A 21,794-nucleotide genomic window follows, 5' to 3' on the forward strand; every position below is an offset into this window, starting at 1 on the left:
TGTATTTATTTCAATACAATGATAAAAATTGACTGCAAATTTGCTTTACAGTCTAAAAACATAAAAATTCGATTATAAAATTCAAAATATAAGGACATAAAATCATATGAAACATCTAGGATTAGTCAGTGCTATCTTTTGTGTTGCTTGCGCCACGACAGGCCAAAAGCAACTCAATCAATCCCTACAACACTATATTGGACAGCCAGCTGATCAAGTTCGTAAAGAGCTCAACTTGAGTCAATTGGGGTATAAAGTGATGGGAGCACCCGTACAAAGCAACGAAAAACTTAGCTATACCATTTTACGCTCGATGCCAATCCCGATTGGTACACCAAATATCGGCACCAGTATAGCCATGGGCGCCCCTATCCCAACGCCGTCTAAAGGTGGTGTCACTGTCGATATGGAATGTAAAATCGAGTTTAAATTACGCAATCAAATAGTTGAATCCATTGACTATGTTGGCAGAGCTTGTTGATCCTGCATGAGAATACTAGAGGCTAATCTTGCTCGGATGACCGTGTATCAAATGACTACAGTGTTATACAGACCGATCTGATTAAACTGAATTTATTTCGTGAGGAATTGACCCATGAAATTTATTTTAGAACATCAGGTTTACGAAGATCAGCGTTTTATTCGCCCGATATTGAGCATGGGATGCGTTCTAAGCATCGTATTGTTGGCTGGTTGTACCACGACATCAACGATATCCTCCGTCGAACGTGAACGCTATTTAGCCTCATTTATTGGTCAATCGAGCCAAATGATTCAAGCAGAACTTAATCTCAGCAAACTCGGCTATCAAAGAACCTCTCCCGTAGAGGTCAGTTCAGACTACCTTCGTTATCGTGTTGCACGCCCGATCAGTATTCCTTTACCGATGACGGAAAATCCTGCGATGGGCATGGGCAGCGGCGCTGCTGTGCCGATTCCCAGTGGAAATACACGCTATGAGGTTGAGTTAAACTGCCTTATTCAATTTAGCTTAAAGCATAATATTGCAACTGATGTCCGATTAACTGGTCGCACCTGTTAGCGCATCAATTCTAGGATTGATAATTTCTAGGCACAAAAAAACGCAGCATAAACGCTGCGTTTTTTTAGATTTAACATTAGTTCAAAGCAGAAACTACAGCTTGACCCATTTCAACAGTACCGACTTGAGTACTGCCTTCTGACATGATGTCACCTGTACGTAAGCCTTGATCTAAGACATTACCTACAGCATCTTCAATTGCTTTTGCCGCCGCTTCTTCACGGAAGGTATAACGTAGCATCATAGCAACAGACAGAATTGTTGCTAATGGGTTCGCAATGTTTTGACCTGCGATGTCTGGTGCTGAACCGTGGCAAGGTTCATACATACCTTTACCATTTTCATCTAAAGAAGCCGATGGCAGCATGCCGATAGAACCGGTTAACATCGCCGCTTCATCAGACAAGATATCGCCGAACAAGTTACCAGTCACGATCACATCAAACTGTTTTGGCGCACGGACCAATTGCATGGCAGCATTGTCAACATACATATGAGACAAGTTAATTTCAGGATACTGCTCTTCTTTTAATGCAGTTACAGTTTGTTTCCAAAGCTCAGTCACTTCTAGTACGTTGGCTTTATCCACTGAACATACCTTACCACCACGTAAGTTCGCCATTTCAAAAGCAACTTTGGCAATACGCTTGATTTCAGATTCTGCATATACGTCAGTATTGAAACCTTGTTTTTCACCGTTTTCGAGTTCACGAATACCACGTGGTTGACCGAAATAGATCCCGCCAGTTAACTCACGTACGATCAAGATATCCAAACCTGCTACGATTTCAGGTTTTAAGCTCGACGCATCTGCAAGCTGCGGATAAAGAATGGCTGGACGTAAATTAGCAAATAAATTTAATTCTGAACGAATTTTTAATAGGCCACGTTCTGGACGAATTGAACGCTCAATAGTATCCCACTTAGGACCACCCACTGCACCCAATAAAATCGCATCAGCAGTCTTCGCTTGTGCTGCTGTTACTTCTGGATAAGGTGAACCGTGCGCGTCGATCGCTGCACCACCTAAAAGACCTTGTTCCCAAGTCAAACCTAAGTTGAATTTCTCGTTTACACGTGTCAGCACTTGTTCAGCCGCTTTCACGATTTCAGGACCAATACCATCACCTGGTAAAATCAAAATATGTTTTGACATGAGTCTTTCCATTTATACGCTGGCTTGATTACCAGTCAGATTTAAAGTTTCTTTTCTACAAACTCACCAAGTCCTGTGAGGACATTGTAGGGTCGGCAGAAACGTCGAATCGTTTTTGCACCTTGCTTTAAGTCTACACAGAGCGGATCAGGCGCAGATTTATCTAGTAAACTGCCTCTGTTTTTTGAACGCTCACGGTACATTTTAAAGGTGTACTCGTGTTTAGACCTAAAGTTGTGAATGACATGCAAGCGCTCTGCTTTTTCCTGAGAAATAGGATAATAGCGAATCACGACTTCATGCTGACCTGAAGGTACGGACAAATACAAAGGATTAGGCTCAGACAATGAACGACCATTCAACCGTACAATACCTGCTTTAATCGCAGCACGTTGTACATGTTGATTATTTGGATCAACCACCTGTATTTGATCAAAACGCTCAAATTCACAATGCGCTGTACCTGCACAGTAAATCAGAGCATTATTTTTTGTACTTTCAGTTTCTTTCACATTTTTAATGCGTGCCGTGTCAAAGCTTTGACAGGCAGAGAGCGTTGCGAACAGCGCTCCCGTTACAACCAGCTGACCGAAGAACTTTTTCATTTTTCGAACCCAACCTGATAAATTCTGGCTAACGTATAAATTTTGTTTCGCCTGATATTAGCAAGACTTAAGCCGACTGACTACTAAGAAGTTCTACAGTGACACTGACTTAAGCTTTAATTTCTGCAAATACCCAAGGGCGAGATGCTTTGGTTTTTTCTTCATAAGCACGGATATCATCGGCTGCTTGTAAAGTTAAACCGATATCATCCAAGCCATTCAATAAGCAGTGTTTACGGAATGGATCGACTTCAAATGTAAATGCTTCACCACTCGGTGTACGCACTTCTTGCGCAGCCAAATCAATGGTTAATTGATAGCCTTCAGATGCAGCACATTCTTTAAACAACTGATCGACGATCTCTTCAGACAAGATCACTGGCAACATGCCGTTTTTAAAGCTGTTATTAAAGAAAATGTCCGCATAGCTTGGTGCAATCACGGTACGGAAGCCATATTCTTCCAACGCCCATGGCGCATGTTCACGGCTTGAACCACAACCAAAGTTAGCACGTGAAATCAAGATCGATGCACCTTGATAACGTGGTTTATTCAATTCGAAATCTGGGTTAATTGGACGTTTTGAAATGTCTTGACCTAAATAGCCTTCATCCAAATAGCGCAACTCATCAAATAAGTTGGCACCAAAGCCAGTACGCTTAATAGATTTCAAAAACTGTTTTGGAATAATTAAATCTGTATCCACATTGGCACGGTCTAATGGTGCAACGATACCTTGTTCAACGGTATATTTTTTCATGCGATTTGCTCCTATTAGCCCTGATTAGAAGGTACGAACGTCAACGAAGTGACCAGCGATTGCCGCAGCTGCTGCCATTGCTGGACTCACCAAATGCGTGCGACCACCATTGCCTTGACGACCTTCAAAGTTACGGTTAGACGTCGATGCACAGTGCTCACCTGGTTGCAATTTGTCGGCATTCATTGCCAAACACATTGAGCAACCCGGCTCACGCCATTCAAAGCCTGCTTCAATTAAGATTTTATCTAAGCCTTCTGCTTCTGCTTGTGCTTTGACTAAACCTGAACCCGGTACCACCATGGCTTGCTTAATCGATGCCGCCACTTTTTTACCTTTGACCACTTCAGCCGCTGCACGAATATCTTCGATGCGTGAGTTGGTACATGAACCAATAAATACACGGTCTAATTGAATATCAGCCAATGCCTGACCCGCTTCTAAGCCCATGTAGTTGTATGCACGTGTCCAGTCATTACGCTGTACGTCATCTTTAGCTTGTTCTAAAGTTGGCACTGCTTGAGATACAGGAATCACCATCTCAGGAGAAGTCCCCCAAGACACTTGTGGCTCAATCTCTTCACCTTGCAACACCACGACTGTATCGAAGTGGGCGCCTTCATCAGAGTGCAAGGTATTCCAGTACGCAACCGCCTGATCCCATTGCTCGCCTTTCGGTGCATATGGACGGTCTTTGACATACTCAATGGTTTTTTCATCGACTGCGACCATACCGACACGTGCGCCACCTTCGATCGCCATGTTACATACAGTCATACGGCCTTCAATCGACATATCACGGAATACTTGACCACCAAACTCAATCGCGTGACCTGTACCACCTGCCGTACCGATTTTACCGATAATCGCTAAAACCACGTCTTTAGGAGTAACGCCATGACCCAATTGACCGTCAACACGCACCAACATGTTCTTCATTTTCTTTTGAACTAAACATTGAGTTGCCAACACGTGTTCAACTTCCGATGTGCCGATACCATGAGCTAAGCAACCAAAAGCACCATGCGTTGCAGTATGTGAGTCACCACACACTACGGTCATACCTGGCAAGGTTAAACCTTGTTCAGGCCCAACCACGTGCGCGATCCCTTGACGTACATCGTTGATGTCAAACTGGGCAACATTAAATGTTTTACAGTTGTCATCTAAGGTTTGCACTTGGATACGTGAAGTATCATCTTCAATACCCGCAATACCTTCAGCACGCTCCTTAGTAGACGTAGGTACGTTATGGTCTGGCGTTGCAACGTTAGCGCTTAAACGCCATGGTTTACGACCTGCAAGTTGTAGACCTTCAAAAGCTTGTGGAGAAGTCACTTCATGCAATAAATGACGATCGATATACAATAATGAAGAGCCATCATCTCGTTGTTTTACTAGATGGTCATCCCACAATTTGTCATACAAGGTTTTTTTTGTTTGGGTTTCCGCTTTTTGGGTTTCGCCTGCCATGTCGATTTGCTCCACTGGACTGGGTAAATTCTTTCGTTAAATCGATTATAACCACGTATTCACATAAATCTAATTTATCATTTTTATTAGTTTAAAAACTTATAGGAATGATATTTAATTGCTGATTTCCGCAGCATTTTAAAGACCATTAATGCGTTTAAAACACGCTCACTTCAATACTTTCAGCCGATGGAACTTTAGAATTTTCTCCGACTTTTTGTTCACTTTCTGCCATTTTTAGGCAGTGATTTAGAAATTCAATGATCATAAATTGAATTTTCTCTTTTACATTGCAAATAAGAATCATTATTATTAACTCATTGCCAAGATTTATCAATTTAACAAGGAGCATTCTCATGGCACACATTAACAAGTTCGTCGAAAATAATCAGCGCATGTTCAAAAAAACCTTGAGCTATTACATCATGCATATCACGGTTGCGATGTTGGTTGGTTATTACGTGACAGGCAGTATTGCAATGGCTATTACCTTAAGTTTACTTGAACCAACTGTTCAAGCGGTTGCCTTTTTCTTCCACGAAAAAGCATGGGAAAAGAAAGATAAAGCTGTAGAGGAAAATATCCCCGCTTAATCCAACCCTGCTCCTTGTAAAAAAACCACCATCACGGTGGTTTTTTAATGATCTTCAAACGTTTTTTTACTCTATCCACTTTAACTTTCTATTCATTTCATCCTATAGATTCAATTGTAGACAGATCATCAAAGCTTGGTTTTTTGTTGTAAAACCAGCTGATCATGCGCCTCGATCAATTGTTCTATCGCAAGAATCAGTTTGTTTTTTGCCGCATTACACTCGGCAGCTGCACGGTTTTCTTCGTCTTCATCGTCTGCGATTTCGTATATCGCACAGCGCTTTTCGACTGTCACTTCAAAAATATCCAATAAATTTTTAATGTGTTTAATATCCATCGCCTTCTCCCTGTGAGATAAAACATCGCTAATCGATGCCGCCCTGACTGTACCTGTTGCTTTAATTATTCACTGAAAACTATGTTCCCCAAGCCATCAAACCTTGAACTCATTTTTTTGTTCTAGTTTAAAGCTGAGTTAAAAAGAAAAGCCATCTCTCCTCTTTAATTCAAACGGTTAAAAATACTTTCCAGCCCTGTATTTTTTATATTATGCATAACTGTGGTTTCGGTTTAAAAAACAACTTTGTAACAACGCATTTGAGCTGAAAACGTCACAGCTCCATCTCGAATCATGCAACAATCAAGCACTTGAATAACGCTATAGAACTCGGAAAATCCCCTCAGATTTAAAGGGTCATCTGGCTTGAACGCCTAGTTTTAAATCAAAAGATACAACTTTCCCTTTGATTTATTCTTAAAATATTATAACAATGAGACTAAGCATAAAAATTCTTTATAGGAATGAAGATGAATCTCGCAGCCTTTGAAGCCTTTGTAAAAGTTATGGAAACTGGTTCGATCTCTTTGGCAGCAGATCAACTCTTCATTACGCAACCTGCTGTGACCAAGCGTATTCACAGTTTAGAAGAATACTTTGGTGTCAAACTTTTTGAATCCGCTGGTCGTGGTGTTCAAGCGACGCATGCAGCAAACTCTCTCTTACCAAAAGTGAAGAGCTGGTTGAATGAGTTGGGCGATATTCACCATACGCTCAGCCATGAGCAAGGTCAGGTTCAAGGTAAACTGAAAATTGGTACTAGCCATCATATCGGCTTACACCATTTACCGGCTCATTTGCGTCAATACGTACAGCAATTTCCAGAAGTGACCTTAGATGTACACTTTGTTGATTCTGAACAAGCCCATGAGCAAGTTTTAGCTGGCGACTTAGAGTTGGCATTTTTGACTTTACCGCCACAAGGGGACAGCCGTTTAAAATACATCACGACATGGAATGATCCATTGGTATTCGTGGTTGCACCGTTCCATCCTTTGGCGCAAGTTGAACATTTGACCTTAGAAGATTTGATCCAATACCCAAGTCTTTTACCTGCGGCGCAAACCTATACCAGTCAAATTACCTTGGCTGAGTTTGAAAAGTATGGACTCAAGCCAAAAGTCACCATGAGCAATAACTCACTTGAGTCGATTCGCATGTTGGTTTCCATTGGTCTCGGTTGGTCAGTTCTTCCTAAAACCTTATTGAACCAAGATTTAAAACAATTGAATTTACCTTCAAACATGAATCGTCAATTGGGCATGGTATGGCACCCAGGCCGTACTCAGTCACTTGCTGCACAAAAGCTGGTTGAATTGATGAAACACATCTAATCGAATTTTTTTGCCTACAATATTTAATCGTTAAAAAAGCCACTGCTATGGTGGCTTTTTATATTCATCTGTTTAAGCATCTAGAAAAAGCGAATGATTTTCTATATGTTGAATGGTCGCTTAAATTTATTTTGCATTAAAAATGGGATCGCCTATTTCAGCCGATCCCATTAAAAAAACCAAGGAAGACCCGTCAGTTTTACTTCGTCAACGAATCTTCATGTAATGATTCATTCAATTGATCGACAATAATCGCCCACTCACCATCTGACTTAATTTTTTCGGCCAAGAACTGGCGCTGAGCATCTGTCCAATAATCTGCTTCGGTAATTTTAGTTTGGGCACTGAGTTGATGCGTCACGATAAATAAAGCAATCGCGTCTTCACTCGAATCTAAACCCAGTTGTTCAAATAGATGAGTCATGCGTGGACGTACACTCATTGTCATTCTCCCTGTTAAAACTTATTGTTTATGGATACAAAATTATTCTGTTTTAAGGATATAACATGGAATGAACACGCACTCAATTACAGAATTCTATAGCGGTGAAAATTGAATAAAAGGCAAACTGAGCATAATCATCACGACAGATTGAATAAATACCAACAATAAAGGTAGCCCCCAGTTCACTCCCCCTTCTTCAGCAAACACCTGTTCACTATATTTTGGCTGCTGCATATAGGCTTTGGTCTTTTGCACCGCAAAATCGCTATATAAACGCTTTCCGATCCCTGCGAGTACGACGTTAGGAATCAATGCTAGCCCCATCAAGACTTGATCAGGCACACCAATGATGAGTGCCAACATACTAATCAAAAAACCAACCGCAAAGAATAAGAAGAAATAGCGGTACATCTTTCGATAGAGTAACCAATAGGGTCCAAAAATTAGCCCTGCCCAACTCAGACCATTGTTCTGTCCAACTTGTTGTTCAATGAAATTTAAATAAGATTGAGCACGTGGCCCAATAAAGATTTGAATTAAATGTTTAAAAGAAGCTTCTGTCTGCATACGGAGCGATAGTTCAAATAAGTGAGTTGAGGGTTAATCAAAAGAACATCAAAAAAAAAGCATCTCAAGATGCTTTTTTTCATGTTCATCTTTAGGCTTGAATTGACCAGTCTTGAATGTCCCAACCTTGTTCTTTTGCTAGGACCTCTAAACGATCATCTGGATTAACTGCAATTGCATGATCCGCATATTCCAATAAGAATCGATCATTGATTGAATCTGAATAGGCCCAAGACTCTGTAACATCACGACCTTCTAACCATTGATTCAAACGGACTAATTTGCCCTTTTGATAGCACGGAGTATTAATTACTTTACCTGTATATTTACCATTCACAATTTCGGCATTGGTCGCAATGATTTCAGTAATGCCGAATTCACGAAAAATCGGTGCGGTAATAAAATCAGACGTTGCGGTGATCCCGACCAATTGATGCCCTGCATCTTGATGGCGCTGAATGGCAGCATAGCCCTCTGGACGCATTTGCGCACGAATAACTTTTTTCATAAACAACTGATGTAACTCAGTTAAGTAGGCATTGTCATGTTGGGTTAAAAACTCAAATACAAATTCGTTATAGGCAATCGGGTCAAGCTGGCCTTTTTTATAATCATCATAAAATTTGTCATTCATGGCACGATGACGAATTGGATCAACCAAGCCTTCATTGACCAAAAACTCCCCCCAAGAATGGTCTGAGTCGGTATTTAATAAGGTGTGATCAAGGTCAAACAGTGCCAATTTCATGAAAATACTCGTAAAAGCTGAAATTTAAGAAAAAAATTGTAAATCTATCTCCGCTAGTCGATAGAAATTCGTTAAGATCATAACAATTTTAACATTTTTACACTTTGCTTTTTCGAGATGGACACAGAAATAAACGTCCCCGCGAGCAAAGTCATAAATTACACAATATTTAGGTAGCCAAATGATCGATTCAGAAGGTTTCCGACCCAACGTCGGGATCATTTTGGCAAACGACATTGGACAAGTTTTATGGGCAAAGCGCATTGGTCACAATGCCTGGCAATTTCCACAAGGAGGTATCCAACATGGAGAAACCCCCGAACAGGCACTTTACCGTGAGCTGAGAGAAGAAGTTGGCTTACTGCCCGAACACGTCCAGGTGATAGCACAAACCCAAGGGTGGTTGCGCTATCGTTTGCCACATCGGTATATACGTACCGATTCAGCCCCCGTTTGTATTGGTCAAAAGCAAAAGTGGTTTTTATTGAAACTGACAGCTTCAGCACAGCATATTCAGCTTGATTTGTCAGATCCACCTGAGTTTGATCAATGGCAATGGGTCAGCTATTGGTACCCACTAGGACAAGTGGTGAATTTTAAACGCGATGTATATCGTAAAGCCATGGTGGAACTGTGCAGTCAGCTTCCACAAAAGCCGTAAAAATTTGCAGAATGGATGCAGATTTTTAGGATGAGTGTTGTTATAAATAAAGCAGAATAAATTTTGGAGCAGACACGATGTCGAACATGCAGCTGGATACATTAAGACGCATAGTCCAAGAGATTAATGCGTCAGCCAGTTTGCATGAATCTTTAGACATAATGGTCAATCAAGTGGCAGAAGCCATGCATGTGGATGTCTGCTCAATCTACTTGCTTGATGAACGAAACCATCGTTATTTACTGATGGCTTCTAAGGGTTTAAACCCTGAAGCCGTTGGGCATGTCTCTTTGCATACCAGTGAAGGTTTGGTCGGCTTAGTTGGACAACGTGAAGAAATCGTCAACTTAGACAATGCTCCCAAACACGAACGCTTTATGTATCTGCCAGAAACGGGAGAAGAAATTTACAATTCCTTCCTCGGTGTTCCGGTAATGTATCGCCGTAAAGTTATGGGTGTCTTGGTGGTTCAAAACAAAGAACCTCAAGACTTTAGCGAAGCTGCTGAATCCTTCCTCGTGACCCTATGCGCTCAACTTTCAGGGGTGATTGCCCATGCACATGCCGTCGGCAATATCGAAGTCTTTCGTAAGCCAAATAATCTGCCAGCGTACAAAACCTTCCAAGGCATTTCAGGTTCAGGCGGTATTGCCCTAGGTCGGGCAGTTATCCTATATCCACCTGCTGACTTGGCGTCAGTCCCTGATCGTGAAGCCGATGACATTAGTGAGGAACTCGAATTACTCGACAATGCCATAGACGCAGTTCGTCAGGAAATTCAGTCGCTTGATGAAAAAATGCAAGATGCCCTCATGGCTGAAGAACGGGCATTATTTAGCGTGTTCTTACGGATGCTCGATGCCAATGCCCTCCCCGCGGAAATCAAAAGTGAAATTCGCGACGGTAACTGGGCACAAGGTGCTGTTCGCATTGTCATTGATAAACACATTGCGCTCTTTGCACAGATGGAAGATGACTATCTCCGTGAGCGTGTTTCAGACTTAAAAGATCTGGGGCGTCGTATCTTAGCCTTTTTGCAAGAAGCAGATGCCAGTCACCGTGAAATCACCGATGAAAGTATTTTAATTGGTGAAGAAATTTCTACAGCTGCCTTGGTTGAACTCCCAGTCGATAAAATCGCAGCGATTGTGACCACTGAAGGTGCCATGAACTCACACATGGTGATTGTGGCGCGTGCTCTCGGCATTCCTACTGTAGTCGGCGTGACTGAACTGCCAATTAACACCCTCGATGATGTCGAAATGATTGTCGATGCACATCAAGGTCGTGTATTCATCAATCCACCTCGTCGTTTACGCACACGTTATAAAGAGATTCAAAAAGAAGAAGAGCAAATTGCTAAAGATCTGAAGCAATACGAAACCAAAGATGCCATCACCCCTGATGGCGTCGCGGTTCGATTGTTTGTAAATACCGGCTTGATGATCGATGTAGTTCGCGGTGTACAACGTGGCGCCAAAGGTGTAGGCTTATATCGTTCTGAAATTCCATTTATGCTGCGTGATCGCTTCCCAGGTGAAGAAGAACAACGGGCGATTTACCGTCAACAGCTCAGTCATTTTGCCAATAAACCCGTAGTGATGCGTACCCTCGATATTGGTGCAGATAAAGACCTTCCTTATTTCTCGATTGAAGAAGAAAACTCTGCACTGGGTTGGCGTGGGATTCGCTTTACCCTTGATCATCCTGAGATTTTTTCAGCCCAAATTCGTGCAATGCTCAAAGCCAGTATTGGCCTGAACAACTTGCATATTTTGCTGCCGATGGTGACCAGTGTCAGCGAAGTCGAAGAAGCGTTGTATTTGCTCGATCGTGACTGGCAAGCGGTGCAAGAAGAAGAACAGGTGAAAATTACCAAACCCAAAATCGGCATCATGGTCGAAGTGCCGAGTGTGCTGTTACAGATCGATGAATTTGCTGAATTTGCTGAATTGGTTGACTTCTTCTCGGTCGGATCAAACGATTTAACCCAATATTTACTTGCGGTTGACCGTAATAACCCACGTGTTGCCAATGTCTATTCACACTCACACCCAGCCGTACTTCGTGCGCTGACTCGTTTGGTGCAAGAATGTCATAAATACGACAAGCCGATTAGTATTTGTGGGGAAATGGCTGGTGATCCACTCACCGCTATTTTATTGATGGCAATGGGCTTTAATACCCTATCGATGAGTTCGAGTAATATCCTGAAAGTTCGTAAAGCCATCTGCCATGTGCCGATGCCAGATGCAAAAGAGCTCTTGGATCGTGCCTTAAGCATGAATAATCCACTGATGGTGAAAAGCTTAATGGAGTATTACTTTAAGACTCATGGTCTAGGTGATATGGTGAAATCAGCGACACGAATAGTCAGTTAAATTATAAAAATACAGACCAATAAAAAGGGAGATAGTCATTTGAGTATCTCCCTTTTTTGTGCTTGTCATAGCCACGTTTCGCATTTTTCTTTCGATCTACAAAAGTTTGGCTTTTGTTAAAATCATTCATGTGTTTTGCCACGAAGTTGCGAACTTCAACTTCTGGCAGGACTTTTTTCTTTGCCATTTGCATTCACCTTTTGCCTATACAGCACCTTCGTGCTGTAGTGCATATATTGGTCTATTTTTAGATTTTTTCAAGCACTTTCCTATGGCTTTTTGATACAGCGTAGTTAGTCCCATGTCCATAAAAAATTGTTTTCCCACATTATTCCCATCTCCAAAACCCTCTCCCATTAAGAGAGGGAAATACATTGTATTTAACTTGCGAAAGCCCGTTCCAACAAACGCTCTACATCGACCATTTTGGCATCCAACATCCCCACCACTTGCCCGTGTTTAGCGCTATAACGGCTTTGAATAAAACCATTTGCTACATAATCAGGCGCATAGCGTTTCAATAACACCGCTTGTGCAAGTACCGTTAAACGACTGACCAAACTGCGCCCCATAAATTGTAAATCTTCAGGCGATTGATGGAACAACCTGAACAAGTCCTGCAATTCTGTTTGCAAGCTTTCATCTGTACTTGCTGTACTGGCCAAATCTTTAAACAGCACCTCAATAGATTCAGGATCACGCCCAATCGCGCGCAGCACATCTAGGCACATAACATTACCTGAACCTTCCCAAATGGTATTCACAGGTGCTTCTTTAAAAATGCGCGCCATGATGCCGTTATCAACATAGCCATTGCCGCCAAAAACTTCCATCATCTCACCAGTTAGTTCGACTGCACGTTTACAAATCCAAAACTTAGCTGCTGGGGTCATAATGCGTTTCCATGCCACAGACAAGGCATCATCCGATTCATAGCACTGCGCCAAATGGAAACTGAGCTGCGTCGCTGCTTCACTCTCTAAAGCCAAATCTGCCAAAACTGCACGCATTAAGGGTTGTTCAATCAAATGTTTACCAAAAGCCTGACGCTGACGGGTATAAGCAATGCATTGCACCAAAGCTTGACGCAGCATGGCGCTCGAACCGACCGAACAGGTCAGACGGGTATAATTCGCCATTTCAATAATGGTTGGAATGCCACGCCCTGCCTCACCAATCATAATGCCCCACGCATTTTTGAATTCGACTTCCGAGCTTGAATTACTGCGGTTACCGACTTTTTCTTTTAGGCGCTGTACCTGAATATTATTCTTCGCGCCATCTTCCAGCCAACGCGGTACAAAGAAACAGGCCAAGCCATCTTGTTCGGTTTTTGCCACCACCAAATGCGCATCACACATCGGCGCAGAGAAAAACCATTTATGCCCTGTGAGTAAATAAGCTTTGCCTCGTCCTGTTTCTGCCACAGGCACAGCTATAGTTTCATTAGCACGTACATCCGAACCGCCCTGCTTTTCAGTCATGCCCATACCGAGCCAAATCGACTTTTTCTGTGCAATCGGCACATCACGTTCATCATATTCCGTCGAAAGTAGTTTCTCGCCAATCTTTGCCCACAGTTCAGGCTCTCGCTGAATGAGTGGAATACTGCCCAGCGTCATGGAGTTTGGGCATAAGTTGCCGCATTCGACCTGACCTGCTAAATAAAAACGTGCTGCCCACTCCACCCATTTTGTCTTGGAGTTTGGCTGATTAAAAGGATGCGCATGGGTATCAAACTGGCGGTTGAGTCCCATCCATTTATGCCATGAGGGATGAAATTCGATAAAGTCAGTACGGCGACCACGGGCATCGAAGGCATGTAAGATTGGCGTGTGTTTATTGGCTAAAGCCCCATGCTGAAAGTATTCACTTGAACCTGCCACTTTGCCCATTTCGCATAAAGTCGGCTGATCATGGCTGCCATAGCGTTTTAAGATTTCATGTAAAACCGTATCGCTTGAAAATAGATTGTAGTTTTCCAGCTCATCAAATTGGTTGCTGATTTGATGGGTCATCCATGTCTGTTCTAATGTATTCATCGTCTATATTTTCCACTTGTTCTTGTTGGCTTTTCATTTCAGTATAGAGAAAATTTAAAGCATAGACGTTCGGTTTTCAGCGCTTAACAATATGAAGAATTCAGCCATTCAGATACGGCGTAAGCCGCGTCAATCACGTGCAAAGCTCACCCAAGAAGCCTTACAGGACAGTTTTGTTCGGCTTTTGCATGAGCGCCCTGCCAGTCAAATTACCATTCGTGAAATTACCGACCTTGCAGGCGTTGGCTTAGGGACATTTTATGAATATTTTTCTAAGAAGGAAGATTTGATTGCGCTAACCATTCATTTACATGTGAAACACAATGCCGAACAGATGAAAACTTATGCACAATCGCTGATGAAGTTATCCACAGATTTGGATTTTCAAGAGTATTTACAGCAAATCATCCACTTTCAAATTGAGCAAATTCAAGCACAGCAGTTTTTATGGTCACAGGTGTTTTTATTGGAACGGCGTATTTCAGATATTGAAAGTTACCGTAAAAGTTATGTCATGATGGTGCAAATGTGGCAACACATGCTTAAGCCTTTTATAAATAACGAGGAAAAGCTCAAGCCAATGGCTTTAAATATACAAAGAGTGTGTTATGGCTTTGTGTCGCAAAGCTTGTTGATCGTACCCAACTTTACTGAATGGGATGAATTAAAGCGAGATATAATTCATATGTTGCGCGATTAGACTTCGCGGACAAGTCTAATGACGTTTCAAATGCATCGGTGAATAAAATAAAGTCATGTTATTTACAAAAAAACCGGCTCTTAAACCAGTTATTTTAGATATTTAGGAAATTCATTTTTACGGTAGAAGAAAATCATTCATCACTTGGTTCATCTTTCAATAAAAGTGCTTTAGAAGTTATGCTTTTATTGCCAGCTTACTTATCTCATTTATACGCCTTTGCAATGCTGGCCAGTTGTAAGCTCTTTAAAAATTCAGCCGTATATTTTGGACTATGGCCTAATGCACCCCGATGATAGCCATTTGGGATCGCCTGATAGACTACTGGCAATTTTTATTTGCACAATTTCTGGTAATAACTTTGAGTACCAAGGTGATCGACTAAATGGTCTGCGGCGCCTTAAACAAACATCAGTGTTACGGTTAGGGTCATATATTCAATCGACTACAGTTTTAAATAGCTTAGGGATGGCCTTAAGTCTGAATTTTTTAAAAGATTGGCTGAGGTGCTTGTTTTAACTCAGTTTATAGTTCTGACAAACAGCGTTTACGGCCCTGATTTAATAAAGACTGCATATCTGGACTAACCTGTTGATCTACATTGATCGATCTGCTTCGGCTGCTCCCAACAACACGATTGGGAAAAATGCCGCTACATTGGTATCTGGATTTGGATTGGTTTCTACGTATTCAGCAATACATTCATATTGATAACTACCTGGTGCCAAGGGTATTGCAGCTTTAAGATTCAATTCAAGCGCATCTTTTTGTCCCTGAGCTGCAACCGCAATCACAGCTGCACCACCTTGACTATGCCCCATCACCATCCAGTCTTTATTAAATTGCTTCGACTTGCAAGAATGCAGTGCATGTACAGAATGCACCAAATTATAAACTTAACTAACTACATTCATATGGGGTGCAGTTTTGGCTTACCCAGTCCTTATAATCTGTTGCAACCACTACATAGCCATGCCTCAAACAACTGTCGATTGCACCATCTATGACTAGTTGCAAACTATATACAGGCCCATTGTATAATCACTTGAAGGAGCACTTGTATCAGCCACACAGTCGTGCCATGTGCTCATGCCAATACGGTCCAGTCTTGTTTAAGTGCTTATCCTTTTGGGAGTAAAATATATCCCGAGGTCAAAATGGGTTCGCCATTAACCCCCTCAACTACGATATGCGATCACGTAAGGTTACCTAGTATGTTGATATGATGTAGGAATCGATACACGCTGGAGTGACAACACCTGACCTGACAACAATAAAGATAGCTGTACCAACTGGCATCAATCCATAAAAATTTATTTACATTTTTTAAACGACGTAATCCACTTGCCAATATTTCTTCAGCTGTATTTTTAGCTTATTTTAAGTATTAAATAATGTCTTTAATGTTGAAAAACTCTGCAATATTAACAACATAAAAATGTCTTTCATTAACTAGAATCAGCTAAAAAACCTATATTAAGGCCAAAATCCATAATAAAAATATGGATTTAGATATTTCGTCCTCTTCTACCTATCATAGCAATATATTTGAGTTTAATTCATGGATAAAATATCAAAACAAAATATATAAATAAATATTATAAATTCAATAACTTAATCAATCGAATTAACCATTTATACAAAACTATTTTTCCATTTGTCAAAAGCCACAGAAAGCTTTAGAGTCAATAAGTATATAGAGATTTTTAAGCTTTTAACGGCTACAGTTTTATAACTTCTCTTCGATTGATTGCTGCTTGAAAAATTTTAGAATAAGAGAAAAACTGTTGTCACATTGTCACTTTAAAATGAATTAACAAAACGGTTAATGTCATGTGCTGTTGAGCGTGTTATCAATTGAAAGGTTATAACTCCCAACTTTAATACATGATTATAATAATGGAGATACTCAATGAGCGACGACGTTAAAAAATGTCCTGTCACCCACCTAACAACTGATGCTGGTGCTCCTGTTGTAGATAATCAGAACAGTATGACGGCAGGTGCACGTGGTCCTTTACTTGCCCAAGACCTATGGCTTAATGAAAAACTCGGTAATTTCGTTCGTGAAGTAATTCCAGAGCGTCGTATGCATGCCAAAGGTTCTGGTGCTTTCGGTACGTTTACCGTGACTAACGATATTACCCAATATACCCGCGCTAAAATTTTCTCAGAAGTTGGTAAAAAAACTGAACTTTTTGCTCGTTTCTCTACCGTAGCGGGTGAGCGTGGTGCTGCAGATGCAGAACGCGATATTCGTGGTTTTGCCCTTAAATTCTATACTGAAGAAGGTAACTGGGATTTAGTTGGTAATAACACCCCTGTCTTCTTCCTACGTGATGCTCGTAAATTCCCTGACTTAAACAAAGCAGTAAAACGCGATCCTAAAACCAATAAGCGTAGTGCAACTAATAACTGGGATTTTTGGACTTTACTACCTGAAGCTCTACACCAAGTTACGATTGTGATGTCTGACCGCGGTATTCCAGATGGTTACCGTCATATGCATGGTTTTGGCAGTCATACTTTCAGTTTTATTAATGCCAATAATGAACGCTTCTGGGTTAAATTCCACATGCGCACTCAACAAGGCATTAAAAACTTAACCGATGCTGAAGCTGAAGCGATTATTGCCAAAGACCGTGAAAGTTCACAAACCGATCTGTTCAATGCAATTGAACGCGGCGATTTCCCAAAATGGAAAATGTACGTTCAAATCATGCCTGAACTTGATGCAGAAAAAGTACCTTATCACCCATTTGATTTAACCAAAGTATGGCCTAAAGGCGACTATCCGTTGATTGAAGTGGGTGAATTCGAACTCAACCGTAACCCTGAAAACTATTTCCAAGATGTTGAACAAGCCGCTTTTGCACCAAGCAACTTGGTGCCGGGCATTAGCTTCTCACCTGACCGTATGCTGCAAGCGCGTTTATTCAACTATGCTGATGCTGCACGTTATCGCGTGGGTGTAAACCATTACCAAATTCCTGTAAATGCACCACGTTGCCCTGTTCATTCCAACCGTCGTGATGGTCAAGGCCGTATTGATGGTAACTATGGTGCAACACCGCATTATGAACCAAACAGCTTCAGCCAATGGCAAGAGCAACCACAATACAAAGAACCACCATTGAAAATTACTGGTGATGCTGACTTGTGGGATTACCGTGAAGATGACAGCGACTATTTCAGTCAACCACGTGCTTTATTCAACTTAATGAATGATGAACAAAAACAAGCATTGTTTAATAACACTGCTGGCGCAATGGGCGATGCACTCGACTTCATCAAATATCGTCATATCCGTAACTGTTACGCATGTGATCCAGCTTATGGTGAAGGTGTTGCAAAAGCATTAGGCTTAACTGTAGCGGATGCGCAAGCTGCTCGTGCAACTGATCCAGCTCAAGGTAATCCTGGCTTGCTTTAAGTTTTATCTTTGAATAAAAAAACCACCTTTTAAGGTGGTTTTTTCTTGGCATTAAATATTCCAATTACCTTCTATTAATCCTTAAACAATCAATTTTTTGCCTTCATGCATGGTTAAAAATGGATTCATTAACTTTGATGTTTTTCGCATTGCATGATGTAAGTCATGTTCAGGTTGGTCTCTAGCTTCATCAGTCAACTGAAAAGTCCGATAATGCATTGCCAATGAACATTTTGACTGTAAATCTTTATGCGCCTGAAAAGCTTCTTCGGGATTCATGTGCAAATATTTCATTAAACGACGTGGCTCATAAGCTCCAATCGGTAATAACGCTACTCGGGGTGCACCTAGGCGTGTATGGATTTGTTTGAAATGCGCGGCATAGCCCGTATCTCCAGCAAAGAAGAAATGTCCTGTACTATGCACGATGGAAAAACCTCCCCATAAGGCATGATTTTGATCTCGCCAACCACGACCTGAACCATGCTGTGCAGGCGTATAAACGATACGCAAATCTTCAAACATTTCCGATTGCCACCAATCAAGTTCAATGACATTGAAATGTGTGGGTAAATAATAAGCATTGCCTAAACCAGTATAAATCGGCATAGCAAATTGTTCATGTAACCAATTCAAGGTTGCTAAATCCATATGATCATAATGATTATGGCTCAGTAAAACCCCATGAATTGTAGGTAATTCTTCTAAGGCAATTCCTGCAGGACAAGCACGTCGTGGTCCAGTCCCTTGACGTGGGCCTGCATACTCCGCCCATACAGGATCGGTCAAAAAATTATATGGCCCAATTTGAATCAAAACCGTCGCATGTCCGACAAACCAAACCAACCAATCATCCATTTTAGCCAATGGCCGATTGTGCGGAATGCTACGCGAAGAAGCAAAAAACTGTTGGTATTCTTGCTCACGATCTACTTTCCATGTATCGCTTTTACGCGTCATGATCCATTTCAGCATATCTTTACGCGTAAATGCATCTGGATTTCGAAGGGTATTAAAGAATTTTTCCCCATTAAAATGGTCAGTTGCCAGATAATCAAATACAGGCTTCGTCCACGTATGTTTCATACAGCTTTTAGTACTGATTTGAAACTGTGCTGATTGAGTTTTTTGATTCATGTGTATTTAAAATTCATTCACTATGCTGACAAACCTTGCAAAGTATTTAACCTCGCAGACCTATTGATCAAGACGACCTTTCATGCGCTCAAGCCAAACCTTCCGAGATTGAGGCTTGACAAAGAGTGCCACAATTTCAGGATGAAGCTGTTTAATTTGTGCTTCAATTCTGTTGACACAAGCTTCTATATCATCTGACGTTAAATTATCTTTAAATTCAAGACTCAAAGATGCCAAAACTTGATGTGCACCCATCTGCTCTGTTAACACCCCATTGGCAGAATGCACTGCTGGATCTTGCTCTGCAACCATCAAGACATTATGCCTCAATTGTGGGTCAGCAGTTTCTCCCATGAGCAATCCTTTAGTCTCACGTGCAAGTAAAATTGCTGAAATAGCGAGTACAACCCCAATTAGAATTGATGCCAGACCATCAAGCATTGGCATATTCAGCGCGTGTGATAAATAGATACCGATCAGGGCAATAAACAGACCAATCAGCGCTGCTGAATCTTCAAATAACACGGTAAATGTCGTCGGATCTTTACTGCGTCGAAATGCTTCAAAATAGCCCTGTTTCCCTTTGATTTTACGAAATGCTTTCAATGCCACAAACCAAGACGTTCCTTCACACAAAATCGCAATACCTAACACGATATAATTAATCATCGGATTTTGCATTTCTTCGGGGTGATAAATATGACTAATCCCTTGATAAATCGACACGATCGCACCCAAAGCAAAGACCATCAACGCCACAATAAAAGCCCAAAAATACAGCTCTCTCCCATAGCCAAACGGATGGCGTGCATTTGCTGGCTGCTGCGATTTTTTCATACCGTAGAGCAGTAAGATTTCATTTAAAGTATCAACCACAGAGTGAATGGCTTCACTCAACATGGCCGAACTATTCGTGATGTAGGCAGCGACAAACTTCACCAGTGCAATCGCTAAATTGCCGAAGAGCGCTGCATATACCACGATTTTGTTAGATTCAGACATGTAAAATTGTCCTAAATTTATTTTTATCAAACAGATCTATTTGATTTTATAGCTCATTCCATAGTACTCAAACTGACTGTAGCTGTTGTTTGTTATTTTGTTGTTTTTACACCAACTGTCGATTGTTTCGACAATGCCATCATGTTCCATGTGAAACACGCTCTTTAGCGCAAAGGTATAGAACAAAAAAAGGAAGCCGCAGCTTCCTTATAATTCTCTAGATGTACGAGGTTCAACGTACTTTATTAAAATATTGCTCGCGCCACTCTTTCCAAAAGTACATCACAATACCAAACATCACGACCACGATTCCAACAAAGGCATTGGAGCTAATATGTTCACTGTTCAACGTCGCTCCCAAAACCAATGCTATGACAGGTGTCATCACATTACTGAGTGACACCGTTGATGCGGCCAAACGTTTGATCAGCCAGAAGTAACACAGCATTGCCACAATGGATGACATGATCATGGTAAAGACAAATCCAATCATTGCACGGCCGCTTGGCAATTCGGTTGGAAAATGCTGCCAGATAAAAGGAATAATGAGCATCGATCCTAAAGCAGAAACAATCAGGGAACCGGTTGCCTGTGACATCGGCTTTAACGGTGCGTTAATCTGTTTCACCCAAAAAATCGAACTGATATATGACACCATACTGATTAGCATCAGTACAACGCCAATTGGATTGACTTTGCTATCAGCAGAATCTGCAAAGACAAAAGTTAGACCACCCACTGCAACCGCCATGCCCAACCACTGCAAAGCGACCAATTTATGTGTTTTTAAAATTACATGCCCAATCAAACCGGCAATTAAGGGTGAAAAACCAAAAATCAGTGCCATTAAACCTGAGGTGAGATAATTGGCTGCCAGATAAATAAATAACTGTGCGCCAATCAAATTCAAACTCCCTGCCACATAACTTTTTAATGAGGTTTCATCAAACGGCAAAGGATCACGCATCAATTTCAACAAAAACAGCGCAATAATAGATGCGCCGAAGTAACGGATAATCAACACCCACATCGGATGTATTTCCTGTACACTCCACACAATCGCGAGCGGCGTCGTCGCCCAAATCAGTACCAAAAGAGCATATATACTTGCCGTCAGCGGCAGTGAAGATTTCATTTCATTCTCAAATTTGATTGTTCTAACGACTTAACCTGAAACCCACTATTCAGATCTGGAACTACTCGTAAGACCAGTAACTAATAAAGTTTAAGACCAATTATTGCTCTCCCCTTTATCAACTAAATTGGAGGCGGTATGAATGCCACCCGATCGTTTGGGGTATAAGGACTTCTCTTCAAACGATCAATAATCTCCCCAAACCCCTCTTTAAAAAAAGAGGGGGAATCATCCAAACGAAA

The 21,794-nt window shown here is 41.4% G+C and carries 22 protein-coding genes; 8 read left to right on the plus strand and 14 right to left on the minus strand.

Going from position 1 to position 21,794, the window contains the following annotated elements; all coding sequences use genetic code 11:
• Positions 1–106 precede the first annotated feature (106 nt).
• The gene (locus B1201_RS06225) at positions 107–481 is read left to right on the plus strand and encodes a hypothetical protein (protein WP_078192753.1); all 375 of its coding nucleotides are present in this window, start codon (positions 107–109) and stop codon (positions 479–481) included.
• Positions 482–595: 114 nt separating this feature from the next.
• Positions 596–1,042: a hypothetical protein gene (locus B1201_RS06230; protein ID WP_373684764.1), complete on the plus strand. Its 447-nt coding sequence runs from the start codon at positions 596–598 to the stop codon at positions 1,040–1,042.
• Between the two features lie 76 nt (positions 1,043–1,118).
• Here B1201_RS06230 and leuB read toward each other — a convergent pair whose 3' ends face one another.
• The 4 genes from leuB to leuC all read right to left on the minus strand — a co-directional run bounded on the left by leuB (position 1,119) and on the right by leuC (position 5,036).
• The gene (leuB, locus tag B1201_RS06235; RefSeq protein WP_078192754.1) at positions 1,119–2,198 is read right to left on the minus strand and encodes a 3-isopropylmalate dehydrogenase; all 1,080 of its coding nucleotides are present in this window, start codon (positions 2,196–2,198) and stop codon (positions 1,119–1,121) included.
• A 41-nt stretch (positions 2,199–2,239) separates the two neighbouring features.
• Positions 2,240–2,803 (minus strand): hypothetical protein, encoded by a 564-nt coding sequence (locus B1201_RS06240; protein WP_078189720.1) that lies wholly within the window; start codon positions 2,801–2,803, stop codon positions 2,240–2,242.
• 109 nt (positions 2,804–2,912) lie between these two features.
• Positions 2,913–3,563 carry a 3-isopropylmalate dehydratase small subunit gene (gene leuD / locus B1201_RS06245; RefSeq protein WP_078189721.1) on the minus strand — a complete coding sequence of 217 codons (651 nt, stop codon included), beginning with the start codon at positions 3,561–3,563 and terminating at the stop codon, positions 2,913–2,915.
• A gap of 24 nt (positions 3,564–3,587) precedes the next feature.
• Positions 3,588–5,036: a 3-isopropylmalate dehydratase large subunit gene (gene leuC, locus B1201_RS06250; protein WP_078192755.1), complete on the minus strand. Its 1,449-nt coding sequence runs from the start codon at positions 5,034–5,036 to the stop codon at positions 3,588–3,590.
• 356 nt (positions 5,037–5,392) lie between these two features.
• Between leuC and B1201_RS06260 the strand changes: the two genes are divergently transcribed.
• Positions 5,393–5,629 (plus strand): DUF2061 domain-containing protein, encoded by a 237-nt coding sequence (locus tag B1201_RS06260; protein WP_078192757.1) that lies wholly within the window; start codon positions 5,393–5,395, stop codon positions 5,627–5,629.
• 128 nt (positions 5,630–5,757) lie between these two features.
• On the opposite strand, the gene B1201_RS06265 is transcribed toward B1201_RS06260, so the two are convergent.
• Positions 5,758–5,967, minus strand: a complete 210-nt coding sequence (locus B1201_RS06265) for a hypothetical protein (protein ID WP_078192758.1) — start codon at positions 5,965–5,967, stop codon at positions 5,758–5,760.
• Positions 5,968–6,437: 470 nt separating this feature from the next.
• On the opposite strand from B1201_RS06265, the gene B1201_RS06270 reads away from it, so the two are divergent.
• The gene (locus tag B1201_RS06270; protein WP_078189725.1) at positions 6,438–7,301 is read left to right on the plus strand and encodes a LysR family transcriptional regulator; all 864 of its coding nucleotides are present in this window, start codon (positions 6,438–6,440) and stop codon (positions 7,299–7,301) included.
• A gap of 199 nt (positions 7,302–7,500) precedes the next feature.
• Here B1201_RS06270 and B1201_RS06275 read toward each other — a convergent pair whose 3' ends face one another.
• The 3 genes from B1201_RS06275 to B1201_RS06285 form a co-directional block, all read right to left on the minus strand.
• Positions 7,501–7,743 (minus strand): DUF2789 family protein, encoded by a 243-nt coding sequence (locus B1201_RS06275; RefSeq protein ID WP_078189726.1) that lies wholly within the window; start codon positions 7,741–7,743, stop codon positions 7,501–7,503.
• 96 nt (positions 7,744–7,839) lie between these two features.
• Positions 7,840–8,313 carry a DUF2628 domain-containing protein gene (locus tag B1201_RS06280; protein WP_078192759.1) on the minus strand — a complete coding sequence of 158 codons (474 nt, stop codon included), beginning with the start codon at positions 8,311–8,313 and terminating at the stop codon, positions 7,840–7,842.
• A gap of 91 nt (positions 8,314–8,404) precedes the next feature.
• Positions 8,405–9,061 (minus strand): HAD family hydrolase, encoded by a 657-nt coding sequence (locus tag B1201_RS06285; protein WP_078192760.1) that lies wholly within the window; start codon positions 9,059–9,061, stop codon positions 8,405–8,407.
• Between the two features lie 181 nt (positions 9,062–9,242).
• Between B1201_RS06285 and B1201_RS06290 the strand changes: the two genes are divergently transcribed.
• Both B1201_RS06290 and ptsP read left to right on the plus strand, forming a co-directional pair.
• Entirely contained in the window at positions 9,243–9,722 is a 480-nt protein-coding gene (locus B1201_RS06290) for an RNA pyrophosphohydrolase (protein WP_078192761.1), read from the plus strand.
• Between the two features lie 77 nt (positions 9,723–9,799).
• Positions 9,800–12,103 (plus strand): phosphoenolpyruvate--protein phosphotransferase, encoded by a 2,304-nt coding sequence (gene ptsP / locus B1201_RS06295; protein ID WP_078192762.1) that lies wholly within the window; start codon positions 9,800–9,802, stop codon positions 12,101–12,103.
• Between the two features lies 1 nt (position 12,104).
• Here the strand turns inward: ptsP and B1201_RS06300 are convergent, their stop codons facing one another.
• On the minus strand, positions 12,105–12,290 hold the full coding sequence (locus tag B1201_RS06300; protein ID WP_078192875.1) for a hypothetical protein: 186 nt from the start codon (positions 12,288–12,290) through the stop codon (positions 12,105–12,107).
• 193 nt (positions 12,291–12,483) lie between these two features.
• Positions 12,484–14,145 (minus strand): acyl-CoA dehydrogenase family protein, encoded by a 1,662-nt coding sequence (locus B1201_RS06305; RefSeq protein ID WP_078192763.1) that lies wholly within the window; start codon positions 14,143–14,145, stop codon positions 12,484–12,486.
• A gap of 91 nt (positions 14,146–14,236) precedes the next feature.
• Between B1201_RS06305 and B1201_RS06310 the strand changes: the two genes are divergently transcribed.
• Positions 14,237–14,845 (plus strand): TetR/AcrR family transcriptional regulator, encoded by a 609-nt coding sequence (locus B1201_RS06310; RefSeq protein WP_078192764.1) that lies wholly within the window; start codon positions 14,237–14,239, stop codon positions 14,843–14,845.
• Positions 14,846–15,441: 596 nt separating this feature from the next.
• Here the strand turns inward: B1201_RS06310 and B1201_RS06315 are convergent.
• Positions 15,442–15,729, minus strand: coding sequence for a hypothetical protein (locus B1201_RS06315; RefSeq protein WP_143221665.1), 288 nt, complete (start codon positions 15,727–15,729; stop codon positions 15,442–15,444).
• Positions 15,730–16,757: 1,028 nt separating this feature from the next.
• Between B1201_RS06315 and B1201_RS06320 the strand changes: the two genes are divergently transcribed.
• Positions 16,758–18,278, plus strand: coding sequence for a catalase (locus B1201_RS06320; protein ID WP_078192766.1), 1,521 nt, complete (start codon positions 16,758–16,760; stop codon positions 18,276–18,278).
• A gap of 81 nt (positions 18,279–18,359) precedes the next feature.
• Here B1201_RS06320 and B1201_RS06325 read toward each other — a convergent pair whose 3' ends face one another.
• The 3 genes from B1201_RS06325 to B1201_RS06335 form a co-directional block, all read right to left on the minus strand.
• Positions 18,360–19,415, minus strand: coding sequence for an MBL fold metallo-hydrolase (locus tag B1201_RS06325; protein ID WP_078192767.1), 1,056 nt, complete (start codon positions 19,413–19,415; stop codon positions 18,360–18,362).
• Positions 19,416–19,475: 60 nt separating this feature from the next.
• Positions 19,476–20,417 carry a cation diffusion facilitator family transporter gene (locus B1201_RS06330; protein WP_078192768.1) on the minus strand — a complete coding sequence of 314 codons (942 nt, stop codon included), beginning with the start codon at positions 20,415–20,417 and terminating at the stop codon, positions 19,476–19,478.
• A 232-nt stretch (positions 20,418–20,649) separates the two neighbouring features.
• Complete coding sequence (locus B1201_RS06335) at positions 20,650–21,552, minus strand: DMT family transporter (RefSeq protein ID WP_078192769.1); 903 nt, start codon at positions 21,550–21,552, stop codon at positions 20,650–20,652.
• Positions 21,553–21,794: the final 242 nt, after the last annotated feature.

This window comes from Acinetobacter sp. ANC 5600, from assembly GCF_002018395.1.
Classification (GTDB): domain Bacteria; phylum Pseudomonadota; class Gammaproteobacteria; order Pseudomonadales; family Moraxellaceae; genus Acinetobacter; species Acinetobacter amyesii.